Genomic DNA, 20948 nt, shown 5'->3' with positions numbered 1-20948 from the left:
CTCCCTGACTCTGTCGCTCAGGTGGGGGGACCGTAGCCCCCGCCGCCCGGCGTTTCCATCATCACGTCGTCATCAGCTGCCATCGCCATCTTCTGCGACTTGTTCACGGGCTGGCCGTTCACCAGGAAGCGACCGGGCTGGCCGCCCTCGCCACCTTCCAGCCCCTCCGGCCCGAGATCCGTGCGGCTGGCCACCACGTTCAGCAGCCAGGGTTCCCTGGTGCGCATGCGAAAACCGATGAACTGGCCATCGCCGCCGCGCTGCCGTCCGGCGCCGCCCGATCCGTGGCGCAGCTCCTTGCGCGTGAAGACGATGGGCATGGCGGCTTCCAGCACTTCCACCGGCACGGCGGCGACTCCGGTGGGGTAGCAGGTGGCGTCCAGCCCCGGCTTGTCCCGCCGCGCGCCCATGCCGCCGGAGTAGTTGAACATGGAGGAGGTGAAGTTGGCGCCGTCCTCCGTCTTGCCCTGGATCTGGATGGTCCAGACCGCGCCGGAGCCCTCCGCCAGCACGCGATCCGGCATCACCTGGTGCAGCGCCTTCAGCACGGGCATCGGCACATACATGCCAACGACGTGCCGTGCATTCACCGGGGCCGGGTAGCGGCAGTTCACGATGCAGCCTTCCGGCGCCACGACCTTGACGGGAAGCAGGCTGCCGAAATTGTTGGGCAGGTCGGGGTCGAGGCAGGCGCGCACGGCGAAATTGGCATAGGCGGCGGTGTAGTTCAGCACCACGTTGATGCCGATCGGCGCCTCCGGGCTGCTGCCGGTGAAGTCGATGATGAGGTCGCCGGCTTCCACATCCACCGTGACCGCCGCCTTCAGCGTGATCTTCGCGCCGCCGGGCACATCGAAGATGCTCTCGCCGTGATAGGTGCCGGCGGCGAGCTTGCGGATGCTGTCCCGCGTTGCCTGTTCCGACCGGTCGAGGATCGCTTCCGCGAGGTCCTGGATGTCGTCCATCCCCGTGCGGTCGCAGAGCGCATTCAGCCGCTCCGCGCCGACGCGTCCCGCGGCGACCTGCGCGGCGAGATCGCCCGAGACGTGTTCCGGCGTGCGTACATTGCGGCGGATGATGCTGTGCAGCAGCGCGTTCGGCACGCCCTTCTCGTACAGCTTGGCCAGTGGAATCCACAGGCCCTCCTCATGCACGTCGCGCGCCCCGGCGCCGACGCCATAGCCGCCGATATCCGTGTGGTGGATGGTGCTGCCGAAGAAGCCGATGCAGCGATCCCGCCGGAAGACCGGCGTCATCACCGTGATGTCGAAGAAATGCCCCGCGCTGAGCCAGGGGTCGTTGGTGATGAGAACGTCGCCGGGATGCAGCGTATCCGGCGGAAACTCGCGGACAAAATGCTGGCCGGCGGCGGCGAGGCTGTTGATATGGCCGGGCGTGCCGGTGACGGCCTGCGCCACCATCCGCCCCTGCCGGTCAAACAGCGCGGTGGCGAGGTCGCCGGCCTCGCGCACGATCGGGCTGAAGGCGATGCGCTGCAGCGCGCGGGCCTGTTCGGTGACGGTGGCGATCAGGTTCGACCACTGGATTTCCAGGGCGATGCCATCCAGCTTGCTCATGCCTCGCGCTCCGCGACCAGGGCGCCGGTGGGGTGCACGCTGGCCACCCAGCCGCGCAGCACCACCAGCGTGGTTTCCCGTTCCTCGATGATGACAGGCCCGGCGATGCGCTGGCCCACGGCGAGCGCCGCGCGGTCATAGACCGGCACCAGCGGCACGCCGGGCTCCACCGCCACGCGGCGCTGCGTGCGCGGGCTGGCGGTGCTGCCACCGGCGGCGGGCGCGCGGCTCGCCTGCGGGATGGGGCCGCGCGCGGCGAGGCGCCAGGTGACGACTTCCACCGGCACATCGGGCAGGGTGATGCCGTAGAGCGCCTGGTAGGCGACCTCGAAAGCCTGGCGCAGCGCGGCGGCATCGCCGGCCTCCAGCACCGAGAGCGGCAGGTCGGCCGTCACCTCGTTCTGCTGGCCGCGATAACGGCAATCGACGGCGAGCTCCAGTGTGGCATCGGTGGCTTTCACGCCCGCCTCGGCCAGCGCGGCGCGGCCTTCCTCGGCCATGGACTCGACCAGCGCCCGCGTCGCGTCCCAGTCCAGCGTCGCCAGTGGCGAGAGCGCGGAGCGCACCAGGTCCAGCCGCACCGGGGAGACCAGCGTGCCGAAGGCCGAAAGCACGCTCGCCATCGGCGGGAAGACCACCTGCGAGCATTCCAAAAGCTCCGCAACGCGGCATGCATGCACCGGGCCGGCGCCGCCGAAGGCCAGCATCGGCAGGCCGCGCCAATCCAGGCCGCGATCCGTGGCATGGGCGCGGGCGGCGCCGGCCATCTGCTCGCAGACCACTTCGAAGACACCGCGCGCCGCGGCCACCGCATCGACGCCCAGCCTTTCGCCCAAGGCGCCCAGCGCGGCTTCCGCGCCCGCGCGGTCCAGCTTCATGTCCCCGCCCAGGAAGCGTTCCGTATCCAGCAGGCCTAGCACCACATCCGCATCCGTCACCGTCGGCTGCGTGCCGCCGCGGCCGTAGCAGACGGGGCCTGGTTCCGACCCCGCGCTGCGCGGCCCGACCTTCAGCAGGCCGAGATTGTCGATGCGCGCGATGGAGCCGCCGCCGGCGCCGATCTCGATCATGTCGACGGCCGGGATGGTGATGGGAAAGCCGCTTCCGGGCTTGAAGCGATAGCGGCGATCCACCTCGAACTCGCCCGCCACCAGCGGGCGCCGGTCCAGGATCAGGCAGGCCTTGGCCGTGGTGCCGCCCATGTCGAAGGACAGCAGTTTTTCGAAGCTCATCACCTCGGCGAAATGCGCCGCGGCCAGCGCGCCCGCGGCGGGGCCGCTTTCGATCATGCGCACGGGAAAGCCGCCGGCCACGGTCGTGCCGACCACGCCGCCATTCGACAGCATGATCAGCGGCCGATTGCGAAAACCGCGGCGGCGCAGTTCGGCCGACAGCGCCTCCAGATAGGGCGCCACGATCGGCTGGGTATAGGCATTCATGACCGTGGTGGAGGCGCGGGGATATTCGCGGATCTGCGGCGAGACCTCGGAGGAGAGGGTCACCGCCATGCCCGGCGCGGCGCGCTGGATGGCCTCCCGCGCCGCCCGCTCATGCGCGCCGTTTCGGTAGGCATTCAGCAGGCAGATGCCCACCGCCTGCACGCCGGCGGCCTGCATGTCGCGCGCCACCGCCTCGGCCTCGGCGGCGTCCACCGGCTTCGCCACGCTGCCATCGGCCAGCATGCGCTCATCCAGCGTGAAGACCAGCGTATCCGGCACCAGCGGATCGGGGAATTCGATCTGCGGGTCGAACATGTCGTAGCGATGCTCGTTGCGGATGCGCAGGACATCGCGAAAGCCCCCGGTCGCGAGCAGGGCCGTGGGTGGGCCGCGGCGCTCGATGACGGCGTTGGTGACGAGGGTGGTGGCATGCACCGTCACCTCCGTCACCGCCTCCGCGCCAACGCCGGCGCGGGACAGCGCCAGGTCCACCGCGCGGAAGAATCCCTCCAGCAGGTTCTGGTGGGTGGTCAGGGTCTTGTCGGTGAAGGCGAGGCCATTGCCATGGCGCAGCACCACATCGGTGAAGGTGCCGCCGATATCGACCGCCAGGGCATAGCCCGTCCTCGCCGTCACGGGCCGCAGGCCCGCGCTCTGCACATCATCCGGCACCACGCTTCCTTCCCTCGTCCTGCGAGATGGGTGTCTCGCATTGCAGGACGTCGTCCTTCTTGAGGAAAGCATGCGCCGCCGCGCGGCTTGGCGTCAACCGTCCCTGAGAAAATCGCGGATGGCGGGATCCTCGGTCAGCCCGATGGCCCGCTGCCGCGCCGCCGCTTCCTCCGCGTCACGACCCTGGCAGCGCAGCAGCGCGGCCCGCGTCGCCCAATAGGGCTGGTAGGCGGCGACGCGTTCCGCCGGCAGCGCCGCCAGCGCCGCTTCCGCGGCCCGGATGTCGCCCGCCTCCAGCAGCGCCGCCGCGCGTGCCGTCAGCACGCCGAGGCTCGGCGCCTGTTCCGCCAGAAGGTCATACAGCAGCCGCAGTGCCGCATGGTCCGTGCGGCCCGTCGCGGCGCGCTGCGCATGCACGGATTGGATCGCGGCCTCGCAGAGGAAGCGGCCGAAGCGGCCGGCGCGGGCGCCTTCCACCAGCAGCCGCTCCGCCTCCGCCATCAGGTCGCGCGACCACCGGCGCGGATCCTGCCGGGCCAGCGGCACGAAGCGCCCCTCGGCATCGCGCCGCGCACCGCGACGCGCCTCGCAATGGAGCATCAGGGCGAGCAGGCCCTTGGCCTCCGGCTCCCCCGGCAGTGCCTCGACCAGCAGCCGGCCGAGCGCCATTGCCTCCTCCGCCAGGCCGCGCGGGCCGGCGCCCTCCCAGCCGGTGCCATAGGCGGCGTAGACGGCCTCCACCACCGCACCCAGGCGGCCGGGCATCTCCTCGCGCTCCGGCAATTCGAAGCGCAGGCCGGCGTCACGGATCTTGGCCTTGGCCCGCACCAGCCGCTGGCTCATGGCGGCGGGGGCCAGCAGCAGCGCGCTGGCGATGCGCGCGGCGTCCAGCCCCAGCACCACCTGCAGCATCAGCGGCGTGCGGATGCCGGGATCGATGGCGGGATGTGCGCAGACGAAGAGCAGCTTCAGGCGCTCATCCGGCCAGTCCGCGCCAGGCGCCGCCAGCTCCGCCTGGCGCAGCTCCAGCTCAGGCACCGCGGCCTCCCGCACGCGCCGATGCCGGCCCGCATTGCGCTGGGCATTGCGTGCCACGGTCAGCAGCCAGGCCTCGGGCGAGGCCGGCACGCCGCGCTGCGGCCAGTGGCGCAGCGCGGCAGCAAAGGCCTCGGCCAGCGCATCCTCGGCGCCGGCGATGTCGCGGGACCGGGCGGCGAGGCGCGCGACCAGGCGGCCATAGGCGGCGCGGGCCGCCTGCTCGGCCGCCTGCTGCGCCGGCGTCACCCGCTGACGCTGGGCATCGGCGGCAGCAGGGGCCGGATCTCCACGGCCGCATAGGTGGCGGAGGGGGCGCGGGCGGCCCAGGACAGCGCGGTGTCGAGGTCCGGCACCTCGATGATGAAATAGCCGCCGAGCTGTTCCTTGCTGTCGGCGAAGGGCCCGTCCTGCACCACGGGCTTGCCGTCGCGGATGCGCAGCGTGGTGCCGGTGGCGGGCGGCAGCAGCCCGTCGCCCCGGACGATGATGCCGGCCTGGGCCATGGCACCGATGAAGGCGGTCCAGCCCGCCCAATAGGCCGGGGCCTTGGCCGGGTCGTCGCGATGGGCGAATTCGGTGGCGGTCTCGGTCAGCAGCATCATGAACTGCATCGGGGTCTCTCCTTCGCGCCGGGCCGGAAATGGCCTGGCTGTGACGAAGACACCCGGACCTCAGTCATTTCGACAGGAGGCGCAATCTTTTTTCGGGGCGCTAACGCTTCCAGACGCGGTCGAGCGGCATCAGCCGGTTCACCAGGATCAGCAGCGCCACCGTCACCAGGATGAAGATGGTGGAGATGGCGTTCACCGTATTCTCCAGGCTGAAGGTCGCCTCGGCATAGATGCGCACCGGCAGGGTCTGCAGCCGCGCGGTGGTGAGGAAGGCGGTGACGGTGACCTCGCCGAAGGACAGCAGGAAGCCGATGACGCAGGAGACGGCGATGCCCGGCGCGAGTTGCGGAAGGATGACGCGGCGGAAGACCCGCGATGGCGTCGCGCCGAGCCCGCCGGCGGCTTCCTCCAGCCCGCGATCCAACTGCGCCACGGAGGCGCGCAGCAGCGCCAGCATGAAGGGCGTGACCAGCACCACATGCACCGCCAGCACGCCGAGGAAGGGCGGCACCTGGTTGAACCATTGCAGCAGCCGCAGCATGCCGAGGCCGATGGCGATGCCGGGCAGGGCCAGCGGCAGCATCAGGAAGGCGCCCACCGCTTCCTTCCCCGCGAAGCCGGCGCGCACCAGCGCGAAGGCGGCGGGCAAGGCGAGGGCGAGGGAGATGACGACGCAGCAGATCGCGATCTGCAGGCTGGTCCAGGCATCCGAGAGATAGCGCTCGTTCTGCAGCACCGCCGCATACCACTTCCAGGTGAAGCCCGCGAATTGCGCGACGGTCGCCTGCGGCGTGTCGTTGACGGAGGCGACAGCCACCAGCAGCAGCGGGAAGAGCAGGATGGCGATCGCCGCCAGCAGCAGGAAGCGCGAGACGAAGGGCGCCAGCGCCTCCGCCACCGACACCAGGCCGCGACGCAGCCTCGGCGGAAGGCCTGGCCAGCGTCTCGGCGGCCGCGCATCCACCCAGGGTGTCAGCCGGCCGATGCCGCGGGCGAAGAGGAAGGTGACGAGGACTGAGGTGGCCAGCATCAGCATGGCCAGCGCGGAGGCGAGCGGGTAGTTCAGGATCTCCATCCCCTCCCGCAGCACCACCATGCCGGTGACCTGCACCTTGCGCCCGCCGACGAGCGTCGCGGAGACATAGGCGGTGGAGGCCATCAGGAAGACCAGCGTCAGCCCGCCGCGCAGCCCGGGCAGGGAGAGGGGAAAGATCACCCGCCAGAAGCGCAGCGCCGGCCCGGCGCCGAGGCCGGCCGCCGCCTCCTCCAGCCGCTTCTCCTGCCCGTCCAGAACATCGTACAGCGCGAGGACCATATAGGGCAGGAAAACCTGCACCAGCGAAAGCCCCACGGCGAACCAGCCGAAGAGCAGGTTCAGCGGCGGAAAGCCCAGGGCCTGCACGGCATTGGATACGACGCCGCGCGGCGCCAATAGAAGGATGATGCCGAGCGAACGCACCACCACATTGGTCAGCAGCGGCACCAGGATGATGGCAAACCCGAAGGGTTTCGCGCGCGGCGAAAGCCGCGTCAGCCAGAGCGCCAGGGGATAGGCGAGCAGGGCGGAGGCGCCCGCCACCGCGAAGCCCAGCAGCGCGGTGTTCAGCAGCAGCCGCAGGAAGAAGGGGTCGCCCAGTACCTCCTGATACTGGGTGGCGGAGGGCCAGAGCGAGATGGGCGCGAAGATCTCGCTGCTCTCCTGCACGGAAAGCAGCGCGACCGCACCCAGCGGCGCCGCGAAGGCCGCCAGCAACCACAGCACATAGGGCGCGGCCAACCAGCCCGCGCGGGGGGAATCCTGCATCAGCCAAGCGCCCTGGGAAAATTCAGCCCGCGATCTCGCGGGTGAAGCGGCTGGACCAGCGGGCCTGGTTGCGGATCACCACATCCCAGTCGAAGTCGATCAGCTTGGAGACCGCCTCCTCCCCCATCACCAGCTTGGCGGCGAGCTCCGGCGGCAGGGTGATGTTGCGGATGGTGGGGCTGTAGTAGGTCTGCTCCGCATAGGCCTTCTGGCATTCCGGGCTGAGGTGCAGATTGACGAAGGCCTCCGCCAGCGCCTGGTTGCGCGTGCCCGCGGTGATGCAGGCGTAGTTCGCGGCGACCGCCTGGCCCTCGCTGGGTTCGGCGATGACGATGTTCGGGTTGCGGCTTTCCGCATAGGTGCGCGTGAAGCTGCCGAATTCGACGCTGGCGGCGCCGACCTGCTGGTCGAACATGCCATAGAGCTGGTCCTGGCTGCCCTGGATCGCGGCGAAGGGTTTCAGCTCCGCGATCTTGCGGAAGGCGGGGTCGATGTCGTTCTCCGACCCGCCCCAGACCTTGGCCGCCATCAGCAGGCCGGCGGTGCCCTGCGCGCCCGGATAGGTCGGCCAGATCACCTTGCCCTTCAGGTCGTCGCGCCAGAAATCCTTCCAGGAAGTCATCGGCGCGGAAACCCGCCGGCGGTCATAGACGATGGTGACGGGGTTGAAGGCCACGCCATAGCCGCCGATGCGCGCGAGCGGGTACAGATGCTCGAAATTCGGCACATTGGCGGAAGGCGCGAGCGTCACGCCGTCCTTCACCGCCTGGCGGCTTTCGAAGATGTTCAGATAGAGCAGGTCGAAGGAGGGCCGGCCCCGCTCCGCATAGGCGCGCGCGCGGCGTTCCGGCGTGCCGCCCAGGATATAGTTGATCTTCACGCCGTGCTGCCGCTCCAGCGGCTCCACGCAATACTGCCGCGTGATGCGTTCCTGCACGCCGCCCCAGATGCCCACCGTCAGCTCATCGCCGCGGCGGATCTGCGCGACGGCATCGCGGCCCCAGATGGCGGGCGCGGCGAGGGCGGCTGTGGCCAGCAGGCCACGGCGGGTGAGGGCGGTCGTCATGGCAGGGCTCCGGTCGTGGCGTTGAAGTCTTCGATCCAGGCGATCGCCTCGGGCGGCGCGGCAAGTGTCACGACGGCACCGGGCGGGAAGGCAGGCTCATGGCTCGGCCGGTGCACGCGCAGGCGATGCGGCCCGACCGAGACCTCGTAATGGATGCTGTCATCGAGGCGCGTCGCCGCCTCCACCACCGCGGGCAGCGCCAGATAGGCGTCGGTGCTCTCAGCTGGCCGCAGCGCGAGGCGCGCGGCGCGCAGCACCAGGTGGCTGGGCCGGGCGGGGGCATCCGCCGGCAGCGGCAGGGTGACGCCACCCTCCGTCCGGAAGGCGCCATCCTCCGCGCGGCCAGCCAGCACGCTGCGCGCGCCCAGGAAGCCCGCGGTGAAGAGGTGCCGCGGGCGTTCCGTCAGCTCCGTCGGCGCGGCGCATTCCACGATGCGGCCGCGATCCATCACGGCCACGCGGTCGGCCAGCGCCAGCGCCTCCTCCTGGTCATGCGTCACGAACAGCGTGGTGATGCCGGCGGCGTCGCGCAGGCGCGCGATCTCCTCCCGCATTTCCACGCGCAGCCCGGCATCGAGGTTGGAGAGCGGCTCGTCCAGCAGCAGCAGTTCCGGGCGGATCACCAGGGCGCGCGCGAGGGCGACGCGCTGCTGCTGGCCACCGGACATGCGCGCGGGGTAGCGATCCGCCAGATGCGCCAGGCCCACCATGGCCAGCGCCTCCGTCACGCGGCGGTCGCGCTCGGCGCGGTTCACGTTGCGCATCTCCAGGCCGAAGGCGACATTGCCGGCGGCGGTCAGGTGCGGGAACAGCGCGTAGTTCTGGAAGACCATGCCGATCTGCCGGCGATGCGGTGGCGCGCGCTCGATCGCCTTGCCGTCCAGCAGGATATGCCCCTCATCCGGCAGGATGAAGCCGGCCACCAGCCGCAGCGTGGTGGTCTTGCCGCAGCCGGAGGGGCCGAGGAGAGCGATGCATTCGCCGCGCGCGACGGAAAGCGAGACGCCATCGACCGCGGCATGGGCGCCGTAGCGCTTGGTCAACCGGTCGAGGCGAAGATGGGGCTGAGGGTCTGTCACCCGCCCAGTCTGGCAAACCCGGTGCCACGGCGCCAGGGCGGGGGAGGGCCCTGAAGCTGGGCGTCGGGGCCAGGCAGGGCGGCAAGATTGCACTTGAAATAGGCATCAGGCGCCGGAAGGGGCAGGATTTGGGCGGATGAGCGTCTCGCAGGTCTCATCTCCCGCGGGCCGGCGGCCCTTGCCCCCTTGCCGCTGCGACCTGCCGCACTTGATACAATATCGGTTGCGGCACGGGGCCGCCGCGAGGGCTAGGAGGGATCGACGATGCGGACACGGTATCGGATGGAACGGCGCGCCCTGCTGACGGGCGGCATCGGCCTGGCACTGGCCGCGGTGCCCGGCGCGCGGGTGCCGCTGGCGCAGACGCTGGACAAGGTCTCCTTCCAGACCAACTGGCGGGCCCAGGCCGAGCATGGCGGCTACTACCAGGCGGTCGCCGCCGGCATCTATCGCCGCCACGGCATCGACTGCGAAATCCGCATGGGCGGGCCGCAGCAGAACCCGGCGCAGCTGCTGCTCGCGGGCCGCGTGGACTTCATCATGTCCAACGGCTTCCAGGCGCTGAACTATGTGCGGGAAAACCTGCCCTTCCTGACCATCGGCGCCATCATGCAGAAGGACCCGCAGGTGCTGATGACGCATGCGGGCAATGGCATCAATTCCTTCGAGGATATGAAGGGCCGCCCGATCCTGATCGGCGCCTCCGGCCGCGTCACCTACTGGCCCTTCCTGCAGGCGAAGTTCGGCTTCACCGATGAGCAGATCCGGCCCTATACCTTCAATGTCGGCCCCTTCATGGCGGATCGCATGGCGATCCAGCAGGGCTTCATCAGCTCCGAGCCCTTCGCCGCGCAGCAGGCCGGCGCGACGCCCAAGGTCTTCCTGATCGCCGATGCCGGCTACCAGAACTACCAGACCACCATCGACGTCTCCCGCCGCATGGTGGCGGAGAAGAAGGACCTGGTGCAGCGCTTCGTCAATGCGACGATCGAGGGCTGGGCCGCCTATATGAAGGCCGAGGACATCGGCGCCGCGAACGCCGCCATCAAGCGCGACAATCCCGAGATGGACGACGCCAAGATCGCCTATGCGATCCGCGTGATGAACGAGGCCGGCATCGTGCATTCCGGCGATTCGCTGCAGCTCGGCATCGGCGCCATGACGGATGCGCGGTGGAAGTCCTTCTACGAGGGCATGCGCGATGTCGGCCGCTATCCGCAGGGGCTCGACTATGCGCGCGCCTATAGTCTGGAATTCGTGAACAAGCGCGTCGGCCTTGCCTGAGGCCCTGCCCATCGCGCCGGTGACGGAGCCGAAGGGGCCGGCCTCCGTCATCTCGCTGGAAGGCGTCACCAAGCGCTATGCCAATGGCACGCTGGCTGTGCGCGGCGTGGATCTTTCGGTGACGCGAGGGGATTTCGTCTCGCTGCTCGGCCCCTCCGGCTGCGGCAAGTCCACCGTGCTGCGGATGATGGCGGGGCTGATCCCGCCTTCCTCCGGCCGGGTGGAGATGGCGGGCGGCGGCGAGACCGGCGATATCGGCTTCGTCTTCCAGGAGCCGACGCTGATGCCCTGGGCGACCGCCCTGCGCAACGTGATGCTGCCGATGCGGCTGTCCGGCATGGCGCGCTACCTGGCGGAACGCCGCGCGCGCGAGGCCCTGGCCGCGGTCGGGCTGGCGGGGTTCGAGAACAGCTATCCGCGCGCGCTCTCGGGCGGGATGAAGATGCGCGTCTCCATCGCCCGCGCGCTGGCCACCAAGCCGCGGCTGCTGCTGATGGACGAGCCCTTCGCCGCCCTCGACGAGATCACTCGCCACAAGCTGAACAACGATTTGCTGACCTTGTGGCAGCAGGAGCGCTTCACCGCCGTCTTCGTCACGCATTCGGTCTTCGAGAGCGTCTACCTCTCCCGCCGCGTGGTGGTGATGGCGGCACGGCCCGGGCGGGTGGTGGAGGATCTCTGCGTCGATGCGCCGCATCCGCGCGGCGAGGCCTTCCGGACCTCTGCCGATTACGCGGCGCATTGCCGTCATATCTCCGAAGCACTGCACAGGGCCATGGAAGAATGAGCGTCGTCCTGTCGTCCAACGAGGCCGCCGACGCACCCTTGCAGGACCGCGCCCCGCGCCATTTCGGACTGACCACCGAGGCCTGGCTGCGCATCCTGGCGCCGACGCTGATCGGGCTGCTGGCGCTGGCCGGCTGGGAAGCCCTGGTGCGGATCAACGAGATTCCGCCCTATCTGCTGCCCGGGCCCGTCGCGGTGTTCCAGACGCTGATCCGCGAATGGCCCTCGCTCTCCGTCTCGCTGCTCATCACGCTGCAGATCACCTTCGCCGCCCTGGCGGTGGCCGCGGTGCTGGGGCTGGCGCTGGCGGTGCTCTTCGCGCAGTCGCGGATCATCGAGCTGTCGCTGTTTCCCTATGCGGTGATCCTGCAGGTCACGCCGGTGGTGGCGATCGCGCCGCTGATCATCATCTGGGTGGACGATATCCGCATCGCGCTGCTGATCTGCGCCTGGATCGTCGCCTTCTTCCCGATCCTGTCGAACACCACGCTGGGCCTGAACAGTGCGGACCAGAACCTGACGGATCTGTTCCGCCTGTACCGCGCCAGCCGCTGGCAGGTGCTGCGGCATCTGCGGCTGCCGACGGCCATGCCCTATTTCCTCGCGGGGTTGCGCATTTCGGGCGGGCTGGCGCTGATCGGCGCGATCGTCGCGGAATTTGTCGCCGGCACCGGCGGCCGCGCCTCCGGCCTCGCCTACCGCATCCTGGAGGCGGGCTACCAGCTGCAGATCCCGAAGATGTTTGCGGCGCTGGTGCTGGTGTCGCTGACCGGCATCGCGATTTTCCTGGCGATGAGCCTGATCTCCCACCTGGCGCTGCGCCACTGGCATGAGAGCGCGATGAAGGAACGCCGATGAGGGCCGAGTTTTCGTCCATTGGTCCCAGCTACTGGCTGCGCAACGCGCGTGCGCATGCGGCCTTCACGCAAGGGTTCGACGCGCCGCAGGATGTGGATGGGCTGCTGCGCCTCGATATCCAGGTCGCGCACGGGCGCATCGCGGCGCTGGCCCCGCCCGGCACCGCGCCGGCGGGCATCGACCTGCGCGGCGGTCAGGTCTGGCCCGGCTTCGTCGATGCGCATACGCATCTCGACAAGGGCCATATCTGGCCGCGCACGCGCAACCTGACCGGCGACTTCGCCGGCGCGATTACCGCCGTGATGGGCGACCGCGGCGCCGCCTGGTCCGAGGCCGATATCGAGGCCCGCGCGGATTTCGCGCTGCGCTGCGCCTACGCGCACGGCACCGTCGCCATCCGCACCCATCTCGACACCTACCTGCCGCATGGCCTGACCACCTGGCGCGTTTTTCGAAAACTGCGCGAGGCCTGGGCCGGGCGCATCGCCCTGCAGATGTCCTCCATCTGCCCGCTCGACCGCTTTGCCGGACCGGATGGCGAGACGCTGGCCGATACCGTGGCGGAAGCCGGCGGCGTGCTCGGCATGGTCACCCGCCACACCGGCGGCATCCACGACGCACTGCCCGAATCCTTCCAGGCTGAGCTGGACCACTTCTTCTTACTCGCCGAGGCGCGCGGCCTCGATCTCGACCTGCATGTCGATGAATCCGGCGAATCCGGCGCGCGCGCCCTGCGCGAGATCGCGCTGACCGCCCTGAAGCGCGGCTTTCGCGGAAAGATCCAGTGCGGCCATTGCTGCTCGCTCTCGATCCAGCCGGAGGATTTTGCGCGGGAGACGATCGCCCGCGTGGCGGAGGCCGGCATCGACATCGTCGTGCTGCCGATGTGCAACATGTACCTGCAGGACCGCGTCGCGAACCGCACGCCGCGCTGGCGTGGCGTGACTCTGGTGCATGAGATGCAGGCGGCCGGCATCCGCGTCTCCGTCGCCTCCGACAATACGCGCGACCCCTTCTACGCCTATGGCGACCTCGACATGACCGAGGTGTTCCGGGAATCCGCCCGCATCCTCCACCTCGACCATCCCTTTGCGAGCTGGCCCGCCGCCGCCACGGCGCGGCCGGCGGAGGCGATGGGCATCGCGGCGGAGCATGGCACGATCCGCGCGGGCGCCAGCGCCGACCTTGTGCTCTACGGCGCGCGCTTCATGACAGAGCTGCTCTCCCGCCCGCAGTCGGACCGCGTGGTGCTGCGGGCCGGCCGCGTGCTCGACGCGACCGCGCCCGATTGGCGGGAGCTGGACGCCACGCTGGGCGTCGCGGAATAGGGCGGGCTATTCCAGGCTGCGCAGGAAGGCACGCAGATCCTCCGCCCAGAAGCGGGCCTGGCTGGTGGTGCCATGGCCCAGCGTCTCGGCGCTGGCCGGGATCAGGAGCAGCCGGCCATGCGCCACGCGCTGCATCGCTGCCTGCATCAGCCCGGTCTCCGGCGGATTGCGCTCGTCATCCGCGGCATTGATCGCCAGCACCTGCGCGCGGATGCGCTCCAGCCGCGGCGCCGGGTTGTAGTCACGCGAGGAATCCCACTGATAGACGAAATCATTGGCATCCGCCGGCGGCGGCGCGGCCAGGCGCTGCTCCACCAGCCGGTCCGCCGCCTCCCGCGTCGGCGCGATCTTCTGCAGGTTCAGCGTGCCGCCATTGGTGGCGGTGGCGTAGACGACATTCGCCAGGCCGAGCGAGGCCGGCTGCTGCGTGTAGAAGCCATTGGCATAGCCGGGGTCGCGCCGCACGCTTTCCACCAGCAGCCGCCGCATCATCCAGTTGCGCGACGACATCTCGGTGGGCTGGGAGGCCATGGGCACGATGGCGTCCATCGCCTCGGGGTAGTTGGTGCCCCAGAGCCAGGCATGCATGCCGCCCATGGAATTGCCGATCACCAGCCGCAGACGGGGAATGCCGAGCCCCTCCGTCACCAGCCGGTGCTGGGCGTCCACCATGTCGTCGTAGTTGTAGCGCGGAAAGGCGCCGCGCAGCCCGTCAGAGGGCTTGCTGCTTCGCCCTGTGCCGATGGCGTCCGGAATGATGATGAAGTGCCGCCGCGCATCCAGCGGCTGACCCTCGCCGAACAGCTGGCCCGCAAAACTCTGCACCAGCATGTTGCGGGCATTGCCGGCGGTGCCGTGCAGCACCAGCACGGGGATGCCGCCGGGGTCGCCGACGGTGGTATAGCCGATGCGGAGTTCCGGCATCACCTCCCCGGTATGGAACCGGAAATCCCGCGCGACCCAGCTATGGTCGCGTGGCGCCGGGAAATCGGCGGCCAGGGCGGGTGCCGCGGCCAGCGCCAGTCCGATCATCAGCGCGGCGCGCCGCGCGAAGGCAAGGGTTCTCATGGTGGCTCCTCCTGCCCGGCCGCTTGTGGGGCCGGTTGTTGCCGGAGCCTAACGGAGTGCCTACCAGCGCGCCATCTCCCGCTCGACCCGTGCCAGGAAGGCGGCGCATTCGTCGCGCGACCGGTGGTCCATGCGGGTCAGCGTGTACCAATCCGTGCGGCAATCCTTGGCGCAGAGGCGGCGGATGCCGCGGTTCACCAGCTTGCGGTCCGGGTGGCCGATATACCAGAGCAGCCAGCGCGGGGACCCATAGGTGGTGATCACGCCGATGCGGCGGATATGGGTCAGCAGCGGCGTGATCGCGCCGTCGCCCAGCCTGAAGGCGACGCCCGGCGCCCAGACGCGATCGAACCAGCCTTTCAGCATGGCGGGCATGCCGTACCACCAGGTGGGATGCACCAGCAGCAGCGCATCGGCCCGCTGCAGGCTGGCGACGTGGTCCTCCACGCCGGCCAGGTTGTCCGTCACCGCATGGTAGCGGCCGCGCTCCTCGGCGGTCAGCGCGGGGTTGAAGCCTTCCGCATAAAGGTCGCGCAGTTCCACCTCATGCCCCTTCGCCTCCAGCGCCCGCCGCGCCGCATCGCGCAGCGCGGCCGCAAAACTGTCGGGGCGGGGATGGCAGTAGATCATCAGCACGCGCATGGGGGCCTACCCGTGTGGTCCTGGCACGCGTCATGCAATGATCGCCCGCAGCGTCGCAATGGAGAATCGCGCCCATGATGTCCGTCCCCGTCCTGGCCCGGCGCGCCGCCGATCTGCGTGGCTTCCGCATCTCCCCCGATGACACGAACTACTTCGCCTGCCTCTTCGACCCCGTGGCGGATGGCGTCTCCTTCACCATGGTGGTGGAGATTTTTGCGCCCGGCGGCCGCACGCCGCCCAATACCCACCAGGTGGCGGAGGAGTGCTTCTTCGTCCTCAAGGGCTCGGGCAAGGCTTTTGCGGACGGCGTCGAGATGCCGGTGGGTCCTGGCGATGCCTTCGTGCTGCGGCCCGGCGTCGAGCATGTCGTGGTCAACGACACGGCGGAGAAGCTGTACTGCCTGACCTTCATGGCGCCGAACGAAGGCTTCGCGGAGCTGATCCGCAACGGCACGCCGATCGAGCTGCCGGCCGAGGATATCGCCGTGCTCACGGGCGCCGGCTGATGCGCGTGCTCTACCTCTATGCCCATCCGCTGGCGGAAAGTTTTCACGCCGCCATCCGCGATGCGGCGCGGGAGGGGCTTCGGCAGGCCGGGCACAGCGTCGACCTGTGCGACCTCTACGCGGAGGGCTTCAACCCCGTGCTCTCCGCCGCCGAGCGCCGCGGCTACCACGAGATCCCCGGCAACCGCGCGCCGGTCGAGGATTACGTCCGCCGGCTGGAGCAGGCGGAGGCGCTGGTCCTGTCCTTCCCCACCTGGTGCTTCGGCCTGCCCGCCATCCTGAAGGGCTGGATGGACCGCGTGCTGCTGCCCGGCGTGTCCTTCCGGCTGGAGGACGGCGTGGCCAGGCCGAACCTGCTGCATATCCGCAAGATCGCCGGCATCAGCACCTATGGCCGCCCGCGATGGACCGCCATCCTGGCGGGCGACCCGCCGCGCAAGGCCGTCACGCGCTATTTCCGGCTGATCACCGCCGGCCGGGCGGCGATCGACTACCACGCGCTCTATGACATGAACCGTGCGGATGACGCCCGGCGGGCCGCCTTCCTGGCCCGGGTGCGGGGGCGCATGGCGCGGTTCTGAAGCAGGCCCTTGCCCTGGCGGCGCCCAGGGGCAATCTTCCCTCCAAACGATTGCACGGGAGGGAAGACATGATCGGACGCAGGCTGTTGCTGGCTGCCGGCGGCGCGGCGCTGGCCGCACCAAACCTCGCGCGGGCCCAGGCCGCCTGGCCCTCGCGGCCTGTGCGGATCGTGGTGCCCTTCGGACTCGGCGGGTCCGCCGATGTGGCGGCGCGCTTCCTGGCGGAGCCGCTCGCCCAGGCCTTCGGACAGCCCTTCGTGATCGAGAACCGCCCGGGCGCCGGCGCCACCATCGGCACCGATGCCGTGGCCAAGTCCGCCCCGGACGGCCACACGCTGCTGCTGATGTCGAATACCCATACGGCGAACGAGACGCTGCTGCCGAACCGCCCCTATGTGCTGATGCGGGACCTGGCGCCGGTCGCCCCCATCAATATCGCGCATCACGTGCTGGCGGTGCATCCCTCCATCCCCGCCAATACCCTGCCGGAGCTGATCGCGCTGCTGCGCGCCAATCCCGGCAAGTACGACTATGCCTCCTCCGGCCCCGGCACGCCCTATCACGTGGCCGGTGAGGTCTTCCTGGCCATGGCCGGCGCCACGGCGACGCATGTGCCCTTCCGCGGCTCCAACGAGGCGCGCACGGCCGTCATCTCCGGCACCGTGCCCATCATGTTCGACGCCATCCCCACCATGCGCCCGCAGATCGAGGGTGGCCGCGTGCGGGGCCTGGCCACCACGGGCCCCTCGCGCAGCCCGCTGATGCCGGAACTGCCGGCGGTGGCGGAGACGCTGGCAGGCTACGAGGCCTCCATCTGGCTCGGCCTGATGGCGCCGGCGGCGACGCCCGTGGAACTGCGGCAGCGCATCAATACCGAGGTCAACCGCATCCTGGCCCTGCCGGCGACGGCGGAGGCGCAGGCCCGGCTCGGCGCGCAGCCCATGGCCATGTCCATCACGGAGTTCGACGCCTATCTGCGGGCCGATATCACGCGGCAGGCGGAATTCATCCGCATGGCGAAGATGACGCCCGCTTGAGCACGACCTTCCAGCTGAACGGCACGGCGGTGGCCGTGCCGATCGAGCCGGAGGCGCCGTTGCTGGCGGCGCTGCGCGGGCCGCTCGGCCTGTCCGGCACCCGCTTCGGCTGCGGCGCGGAGCAATGCGGCGCCTGCCTGGTGCTGGTCGACGATCTTCCTCGATACGCCTGCACGCTGCCGGTGGCTGACGTGGCCGGGCGGCGCGTCACCACGGTCGAGGGGCTGGGCACGGCCGAGGCGCCGCATCCGCTGCAGCGGGCGCTGCTGGAGTTGCAGGCGGGGCAATGCGGCTTCTGCCTCTCGGGCATCCAGATCCGCGCCTTGGCGCTGCTGCGCGAAACGCCGCGGCCCAGCGAGGATCAGCTCCGCGCCGCGCTCGACCCGCATCTCTGCCGCTGCGGCAGCCACAACCGCATCATCCGGGCCATCCTGCGTGCGGCGGAGGAGATGGCGGCATGAACCTCGCCTTCCACGGGCCGCGCCCCGATGACGGCCGGCCGAAGCTGCCGGGCAGCCTGATGGTGAACCGGCGCCTCGACCAATGGCTGCGCCTGCTGCCGGAAGGCGCGGTGCTGCTGACTCCGGGCAAGGTGGAGCTGGGGCAGGGGATCCTGACCGCGCTCGCCCAGATCGCGGCGGAGGAGCTGGATGTGGCGCTGCCGCGCATCCGCGTGCAGGCGGCGGCCACGCCCACCAGCCCGGATGAGGCGGTGACCAGCGGCAGCCTCTCGGTCCAGGAATCCGGCATGGCGATCCGCCAGGCCTGCGCCGAGGCGCGCCGGATCTTTGTCAGCGTCATCGCCCAGCGCAGCGGCGTATCCCGCGAGGACATCGCGGTCCGCGACGGCGACTTCGTGGCGCCCGATGGGCGGGTGCTCGGCAGCTACTGGTCGCTGGCCGGGGCCGATCTGCTGGCGGTGGAGGCGACGCCGGAGGCCACGCCGAAGCGCGCGGATCAGCGCCGCATCGCCGGCACCTCCGCGCCCAGGCTCGACCTGCCCGAGAAGGTTTTTGGCGCGCCGCGCTTCCTTCAGGACCTGCGCCTGCCGGGCATGCTGCATGCGCGCGTGGTGCGGCCGGCGGCGCGCGGGGCGAAGCTGGTTGCGGTCCGCGAAGGTCCGCTGCCCGGCGGCGCCAGGCTCCATCGCGACGGCAGCTTCCTGGCCGTTCTGGCGACGCAGGAACATCACGCCGAGGCGGCCGCGCTGCGCGTCGCCGCACGCGCCGAATGGGCGGCGCAGGACACGCTGCCGGCGAATGTCGAGACCTGGCTGGCCGATGCGCCCGGCGAGACCAGCACCGTGCTGGAGCGCGCCGCCGAGACGTCGGAGCCGGTGCATCGCGTGGCGGCCAGGTTCTTCCGCCCCTTCGTCACCCACGCCTCCATCGGCACCTGCTGCGCCGTGGCGCTGTGGGATGGCGAAGTCGCCAAAATCTGGAGCCACAGCCAGGGCATCTACAATCTGCGCGCCGACCTGGTGAAGGCGATGCGCCTGCCGGCCGAGGTTTTTCATATCCAGCATGTCGAGGCGGCCGGCTGCTACGGCCATAACGGCGCGGATGACGTGGCGCTGGAAGCCGCGCTGCTCGCGCGGGCGCATCCCGGCGTGCCGGTACGCGTGCTCTGGACACGGGCGGAGGAGCTCGGCTGGGGTCCGGCCTCGCCGGCGATGCTGGTGGATGTGACGGCCGAGGCCGATGCGGAGGGCTCGCTGCTGCGCTGGACGCAGCACGTCACCTCCAACGGCCATTCCGGCCGACCCGGCCGCGGCGCGCTGCCGACGCTGCTCGCCGCCTCGATGCTCGCCGAGCCGTTTGCCGTGCCGAACGCCATCAACCCGCCGCTGGCCGGTGGCGGTGGGGCGCAGCGCAATGCGGTGCCCGCCTATGCGATTCCGGCGCTGCATATCCGCATGACCCACCTGGCGGAAATGCCGCTGCGCACCAGCGCCCTGCGCGGCCTCGGCGCGCTGGCCAATGTCTGGGCGATCGAAAGCGTGATGGATGAGATGGCGGCCAAGGTCGGGGCTGATTCGCTCGCCTATCGCCTGCGCCAGATGGAGGATGCGCGGGCGCGGGACGTGCTGAGCCGCGCCGCGGAAATGGCGAACTGGTCCGGCCGCGTGCAGCGCGAGGGCTTCGGCATGGGCCTCGCCGTCGCGCGCTACAAGGGCAGCGGCGCCTGGTGCGCGGCGGTGGCGGAGATCGAGGCGGCGGAGCGCGTCTTCTGCCGCCGCCTCTGGCTCGCCGCCGATGTGGGGGAGGTGATCAACCCCGACGGCACGCTGAACCAGATCGAGGGCGGCGCCATCCAGGCAACGTCCCTCTGCCTGCTGGAGGCGGTGCGCCACGATGCGCGCAACGTCACCTCCACCGGCTGGGAGGACTACCCGATCCTGCGCTTCTCCGAGGTGCCACGCGTGGAAGCCGCATTGATCGCGCGGCCCGAGGCGCCGCCGCTGGGCGCCGGCGAATGCAGCATGGGGCCCGTGATCGGCGCCATCGCCAATGCCATCGCCGATGCGCTGGACGTCCGCCCGCGGCACTGGCCCTTCACGCCCGAAAACATCGCCCGAGCCATGGAACACTGATGCCCTTCCTGACCCTTGCCTGCACCCGCAGCGACCGCACCCAGCCCATCCTGGACGGCCGCATCAAGATCGCGGGCCATGACGTGACGCCGACGGCGGGGGAGCCGGAGGAGCTGTTCCGCATCGCGATGCGCGAGGCGCGCTACGACATCACCGAACTCTCGATGGCGAGCCACATCCTCTCCGTCGCGCGCGGCGACAGCCGCTATATCGGCGTGCCGGTCTTTCCCTCCCGCGCCTTCCGGCATTCCGCCATCTATATCCGCACCGACCGCGGCATCACGGGGCCGAAGGACCTGGCGGGGCGCGTCATCGGCGTGCCGGAATACCAGCAGACGGCGGCCATGTGGGTGCGCGGCATGCTGCGCAGCTACTACGGCGTAGAGGTGTCCTCCATCGCCTGGCGGTCCTCCGGCGAGCGCACGCCACTGTCGCTGCCGCCGGAGATCGACATGCAGGTGATCCCGGAAGGGGAGACGCTGGAGGCGATGCTGGCGGAAGGCCGGATCGACGCCTTCATCGGCCCGCGCCCGCCCGCCTGCTTCACGCAAGGCACCGCGCCCGTCGCGCGCCTTTTCCCGGACAGCCGGCGGGAGGAGGAAGCCTATGCCGCCGCCACCGGCTTCTTCCCCATCATGCATTGCATCGCCATCCGCCGAGACCTGGTGGAGGCGCGGCCCGACCTGCCGCGCGCGGTCTTCGAGGCCTTCAACGCCGCCAAGAACCACGCGGTGGCGGAGCTTTCCATGGTGAATGTGCTGCGCGTGTCGCTGCCCTGGATCGCCGCCGAGGCCGCGGCGCAGACGGCGCAGATGGGCGGCGACCCCTGGCCCTACGGTTTCGTTCGCAACAAGGCGGAGCTGGAGGCCATGTGCCGCTACGCCTTCACCGATGGCTTGACCGCCCATGCGGTTCCGGTGGAGGAGTTGTTCGAGGCCAGCACGCGCGAGGACTGAGCGGGCGCGGCCTTGGCACAACG

General features: G+C 70.3%; 19 protein-coding genes. 10 read left to right on the top strand and 9 right to left on the bottom strand.

Annotated elements, in window-relative coordinates:
• Positions 1-17: 17 nt before the first annotated feature.
• The 7 genes from ACTIF1_RS14215 to ACTIF1_RS14185 all read right to left on the bottom strand — a co-directional run bounded on the left by ACTIF1_RS14215 (position 18) and on the right by ACTIF1_RS14185 (position 9250).
• Positions 18-1577, bottom strand: a complete 1560-nt coding sequence (locus tag ACTIF1_RS14215) for a hydantoinase B/oxoprolinase family protein (RefSeq protein ID WP_439597093.1) — start codon at positions 1575-1577, stop codon at positions 18-20.
• Positions 1574-3691 carry a hydantoinase/oxoprolinase family protein gene (locus ACTIF1_RS14210; protein ID WP_439597092.1) on the bottom strand — a complete coding sequence of 706 codons (2118 nt, stop codon included), beginning with the start codon at positions 3689-3691 and terminating at the stop codon, positions 1574-1576. The genes ACTIF1_RS14215 and ACTIF1_RS14210 overlap by 4 nt, the downstream gene beginning before the upstream one ends.
• 90 nt (positions 3692-3781) lie before the next feature.
• Positions 3782-4972: an RNA polymerase sigma factor gene (locus ACTIF1_RS14205; protein WP_439597091.1), complete on the bottom strand. Its 1191-nt coding sequence runs from the start codon at positions 4970-4972 to the stop codon at positions 3782-3784.
• Entirely contained in the window at positions 4969-5337 is a 369-nt protein-coding gene (locus ACTIF1_RS14200; protein ID WP_439597090.1) for a YciI family protein, read from the bottom strand. Before ACTIF1_RS14200 ends, ACTIF1_RS14205 begins: the two co-directional genes overlap by 4 nt.
• A 100-nt stretch (positions 5338-5437) precedes the next feature.
• Complete coding sequence (locus tag ACTIF1_RS14195; RefSeq protein ID WP_439597089.1) at positions 5438-7141, bottom strand: ABC transporter permease subunit; 1704 nt, start codon at positions 7139-7141, stop codon at positions 5438-5440.
• A 22-nt stretch (positions 7142-7163) separates the two neighbouring features.
• Positions 7164-8207: an extracellular solute-binding protein gene (locus ACTIF1_RS14190; RefSeq protein ID WP_439597088.1), complete on the bottom strand. Its 1044-nt coding sequence runs from the start codon at positions 8205-8207 to the stop codon at positions 7164-7166.
• The gene (locus ACTIF1_RS14185; RefSeq protein WP_439597087.1) at positions 8204-9250 is read right to left on the bottom strand and encodes an ABC transporter ATP-binding protein; all 1047 of its coding nucleotides are present in this window, start codon (positions 9248-9250) and stop codon (positions 8204-8206) included. Before ACTIF1_RS14185 ends, ACTIF1_RS14190 begins: the two co-directional genes overlap by 4 nt.
• 300 nt (positions 9251-9550) lie before the next feature.
• Between ACTIF1_RS14185 and ACTIF1_RS14180 the strand changes: the two genes are divergently transcribed.
• From ACTIF1_RS14180 to ACTIF1_RS14165, 4 genes are read left to right on the top strand one after another with little or no spacing between them, the layout of a single operon-like run.
• A complete protein-coding gene (locus ACTIF1_RS14180; protein WP_439597086.1) occupies positions 9551-10570 on the top strand; it encodes an ABC transporter substrate-binding protein in 1020 nt (339 codons plus the stop codon).
• Complete coding sequence (locus ACTIF1_RS14175) at positions 10563-11357, top strand: ABC transporter ATP-binding protein (protein WP_439597085.1); 795 nt, start codon at positions 10563-10565, stop codon at positions 11355-11357. The genes ACTIF1_RS14180 and ACTIF1_RS14175 overlap by 8 nt, the downstream gene beginning before the upstream one ends.
• A complete protein-coding gene (locus tag ACTIF1_RS14170) occupies positions 11354-12214 on the top strand; it encodes an ABC transporter permease (RefSeq protein WP_439597084.1) in 861 nt (286 codons plus the stop codon). The genes ACTIF1_RS14175 and ACTIF1_RS14170 overlap by 4 nt, the downstream gene beginning before the upstream one ends.
• Complete coding sequence (locus ACTIF1_RS14165) at positions 12211-13542, top strand: cytosine deaminase (RefSeq protein ID WP_439597083.1); 1332 nt, start codon at positions 12211-12213, stop codon at positions 13540-13542. The genes ACTIF1_RS14170 and ACTIF1_RS14165 overlap by 4 nt, the downstream gene beginning before the upstream one ends.
• A 6-nt stretch (positions 13543-13548) precedes the next feature.
• On the opposite strand, the gene ACTIF1_RS14160 is transcribed toward ACTIF1_RS14165, so the two are convergent.
• Entirely contained in the window at positions 13549-14610 is a 1062-nt protein-coding gene (locus tag ACTIF1_RS14160; RefSeq protein WP_439597082.1) for an alpha/beta fold hydrolase, read from the bottom strand.
• Between the two features lie 60 nt (positions 14611-14670).
• Positions 14671-15252, bottom strand: a complete 582-nt coding sequence (locus ACTIF1_RS14155; RefSeq protein ID WP_439597081.1) for an NAD(P)H-dependent oxidoreductase — start codon at positions 15250-15252, stop codon at positions 14671-14673.
• 74 nt (positions 15253-15326) lie between these two features.
• Between ACTIF1_RS14155 and ACTIF1_RS14150 the strand changes: the two genes are divergently transcribed.
• The 6 genes from ACTIF1_RS14150 (at position 15327) to ACTIF1_RS14125 (ending at position 20925) form a co-directional block, all read left to right on the top strand.
• On the top strand, positions 15327-15758 hold the full coding sequence (locus ACTIF1_RS14150; protein ID WP_439597080.1) for a cupin domain-containing protein: 432 nt from the start codon (positions 15327-15329) through the stop codon (positions 15756-15758).
• Entirely contained in the window at positions 15758-16339 is a 582-nt protein-coding gene (locus ACTIF1_RS14145) for an NAD(P)H-dependent oxidoreductase (RefSeq protein ID WP_439597079.1), read from the top strand. Before ACTIF1_RS14150 ends, ACTIF1_RS14145 begins: the two co-directional genes overlap by 1 nt.
• A 68-nt stretch (positions 16340-16407) precedes the next feature.
• Positions 16408-17376, top strand: coding sequence for a tripartite tricarboxylate transporter substrate binding protein (locus ACTIF1_RS14140; RefSeq protein ID WP_439597078.1), 969 nt, complete (start codon positions 16408-16410; stop codon positions 17374-17376).
• On the top strand, positions 17373-17837 hold the full coding sequence (locus ACTIF1_RS14135) for a (2Fe-2S)-binding protein (protein WP_439597077.1): 465 nt from the start codon (positions 17373-17375) through the stop codon (positions 17835-17837). Before ACTIF1_RS14140 ends, ACTIF1_RS14135 begins: the two co-directional genes overlap by 4 nt.
• Positions 17834-19969 carry a molybdopterin cofactor-binding domain-containing protein gene (locus ACTIF1_RS14130; RefSeq protein WP_439597076.1) on the top strand — a complete coding sequence of 712 codons (2136 nt, stop codon included), beginning with the start codon at positions 17834-17836 and terminating at the stop codon, positions 19967-19969. The genes ACTIF1_RS14135 and ACTIF1_RS14130 overlap by 4 nt, the downstream gene beginning before the upstream one ends.
• The gene (locus tag ACTIF1_RS14125; protein ID WP_439597075.1) at positions 19969-20925 is read left to right on the top strand and encodes an ABC transporter substrate-binding protein; all 957 of its coding nucleotides are present in this window, start codon (positions 19969-19971) and stop codon (positions 20923-20925) included. The genes ACTIF1_RS14130 and ACTIF1_RS14125 overlap by 1 nt, the downstream gene beginning before the upstream one ends.
• Positions 20926-20948: the final 23 nt, after the last annotated feature.

It is taken from the genome of Falsiroseomonas sp. (assembly GCF_051860665.1).
Taxonomy (GTDB): Bacteria; Pseudomonadota; Alphaproteobacteria; order Acetobacterales; family Acetobacteraceae; genus Falsiroseomonas.
This window is presented reverse-complemented; position numbering and strand designations above follow the sequence as displayed.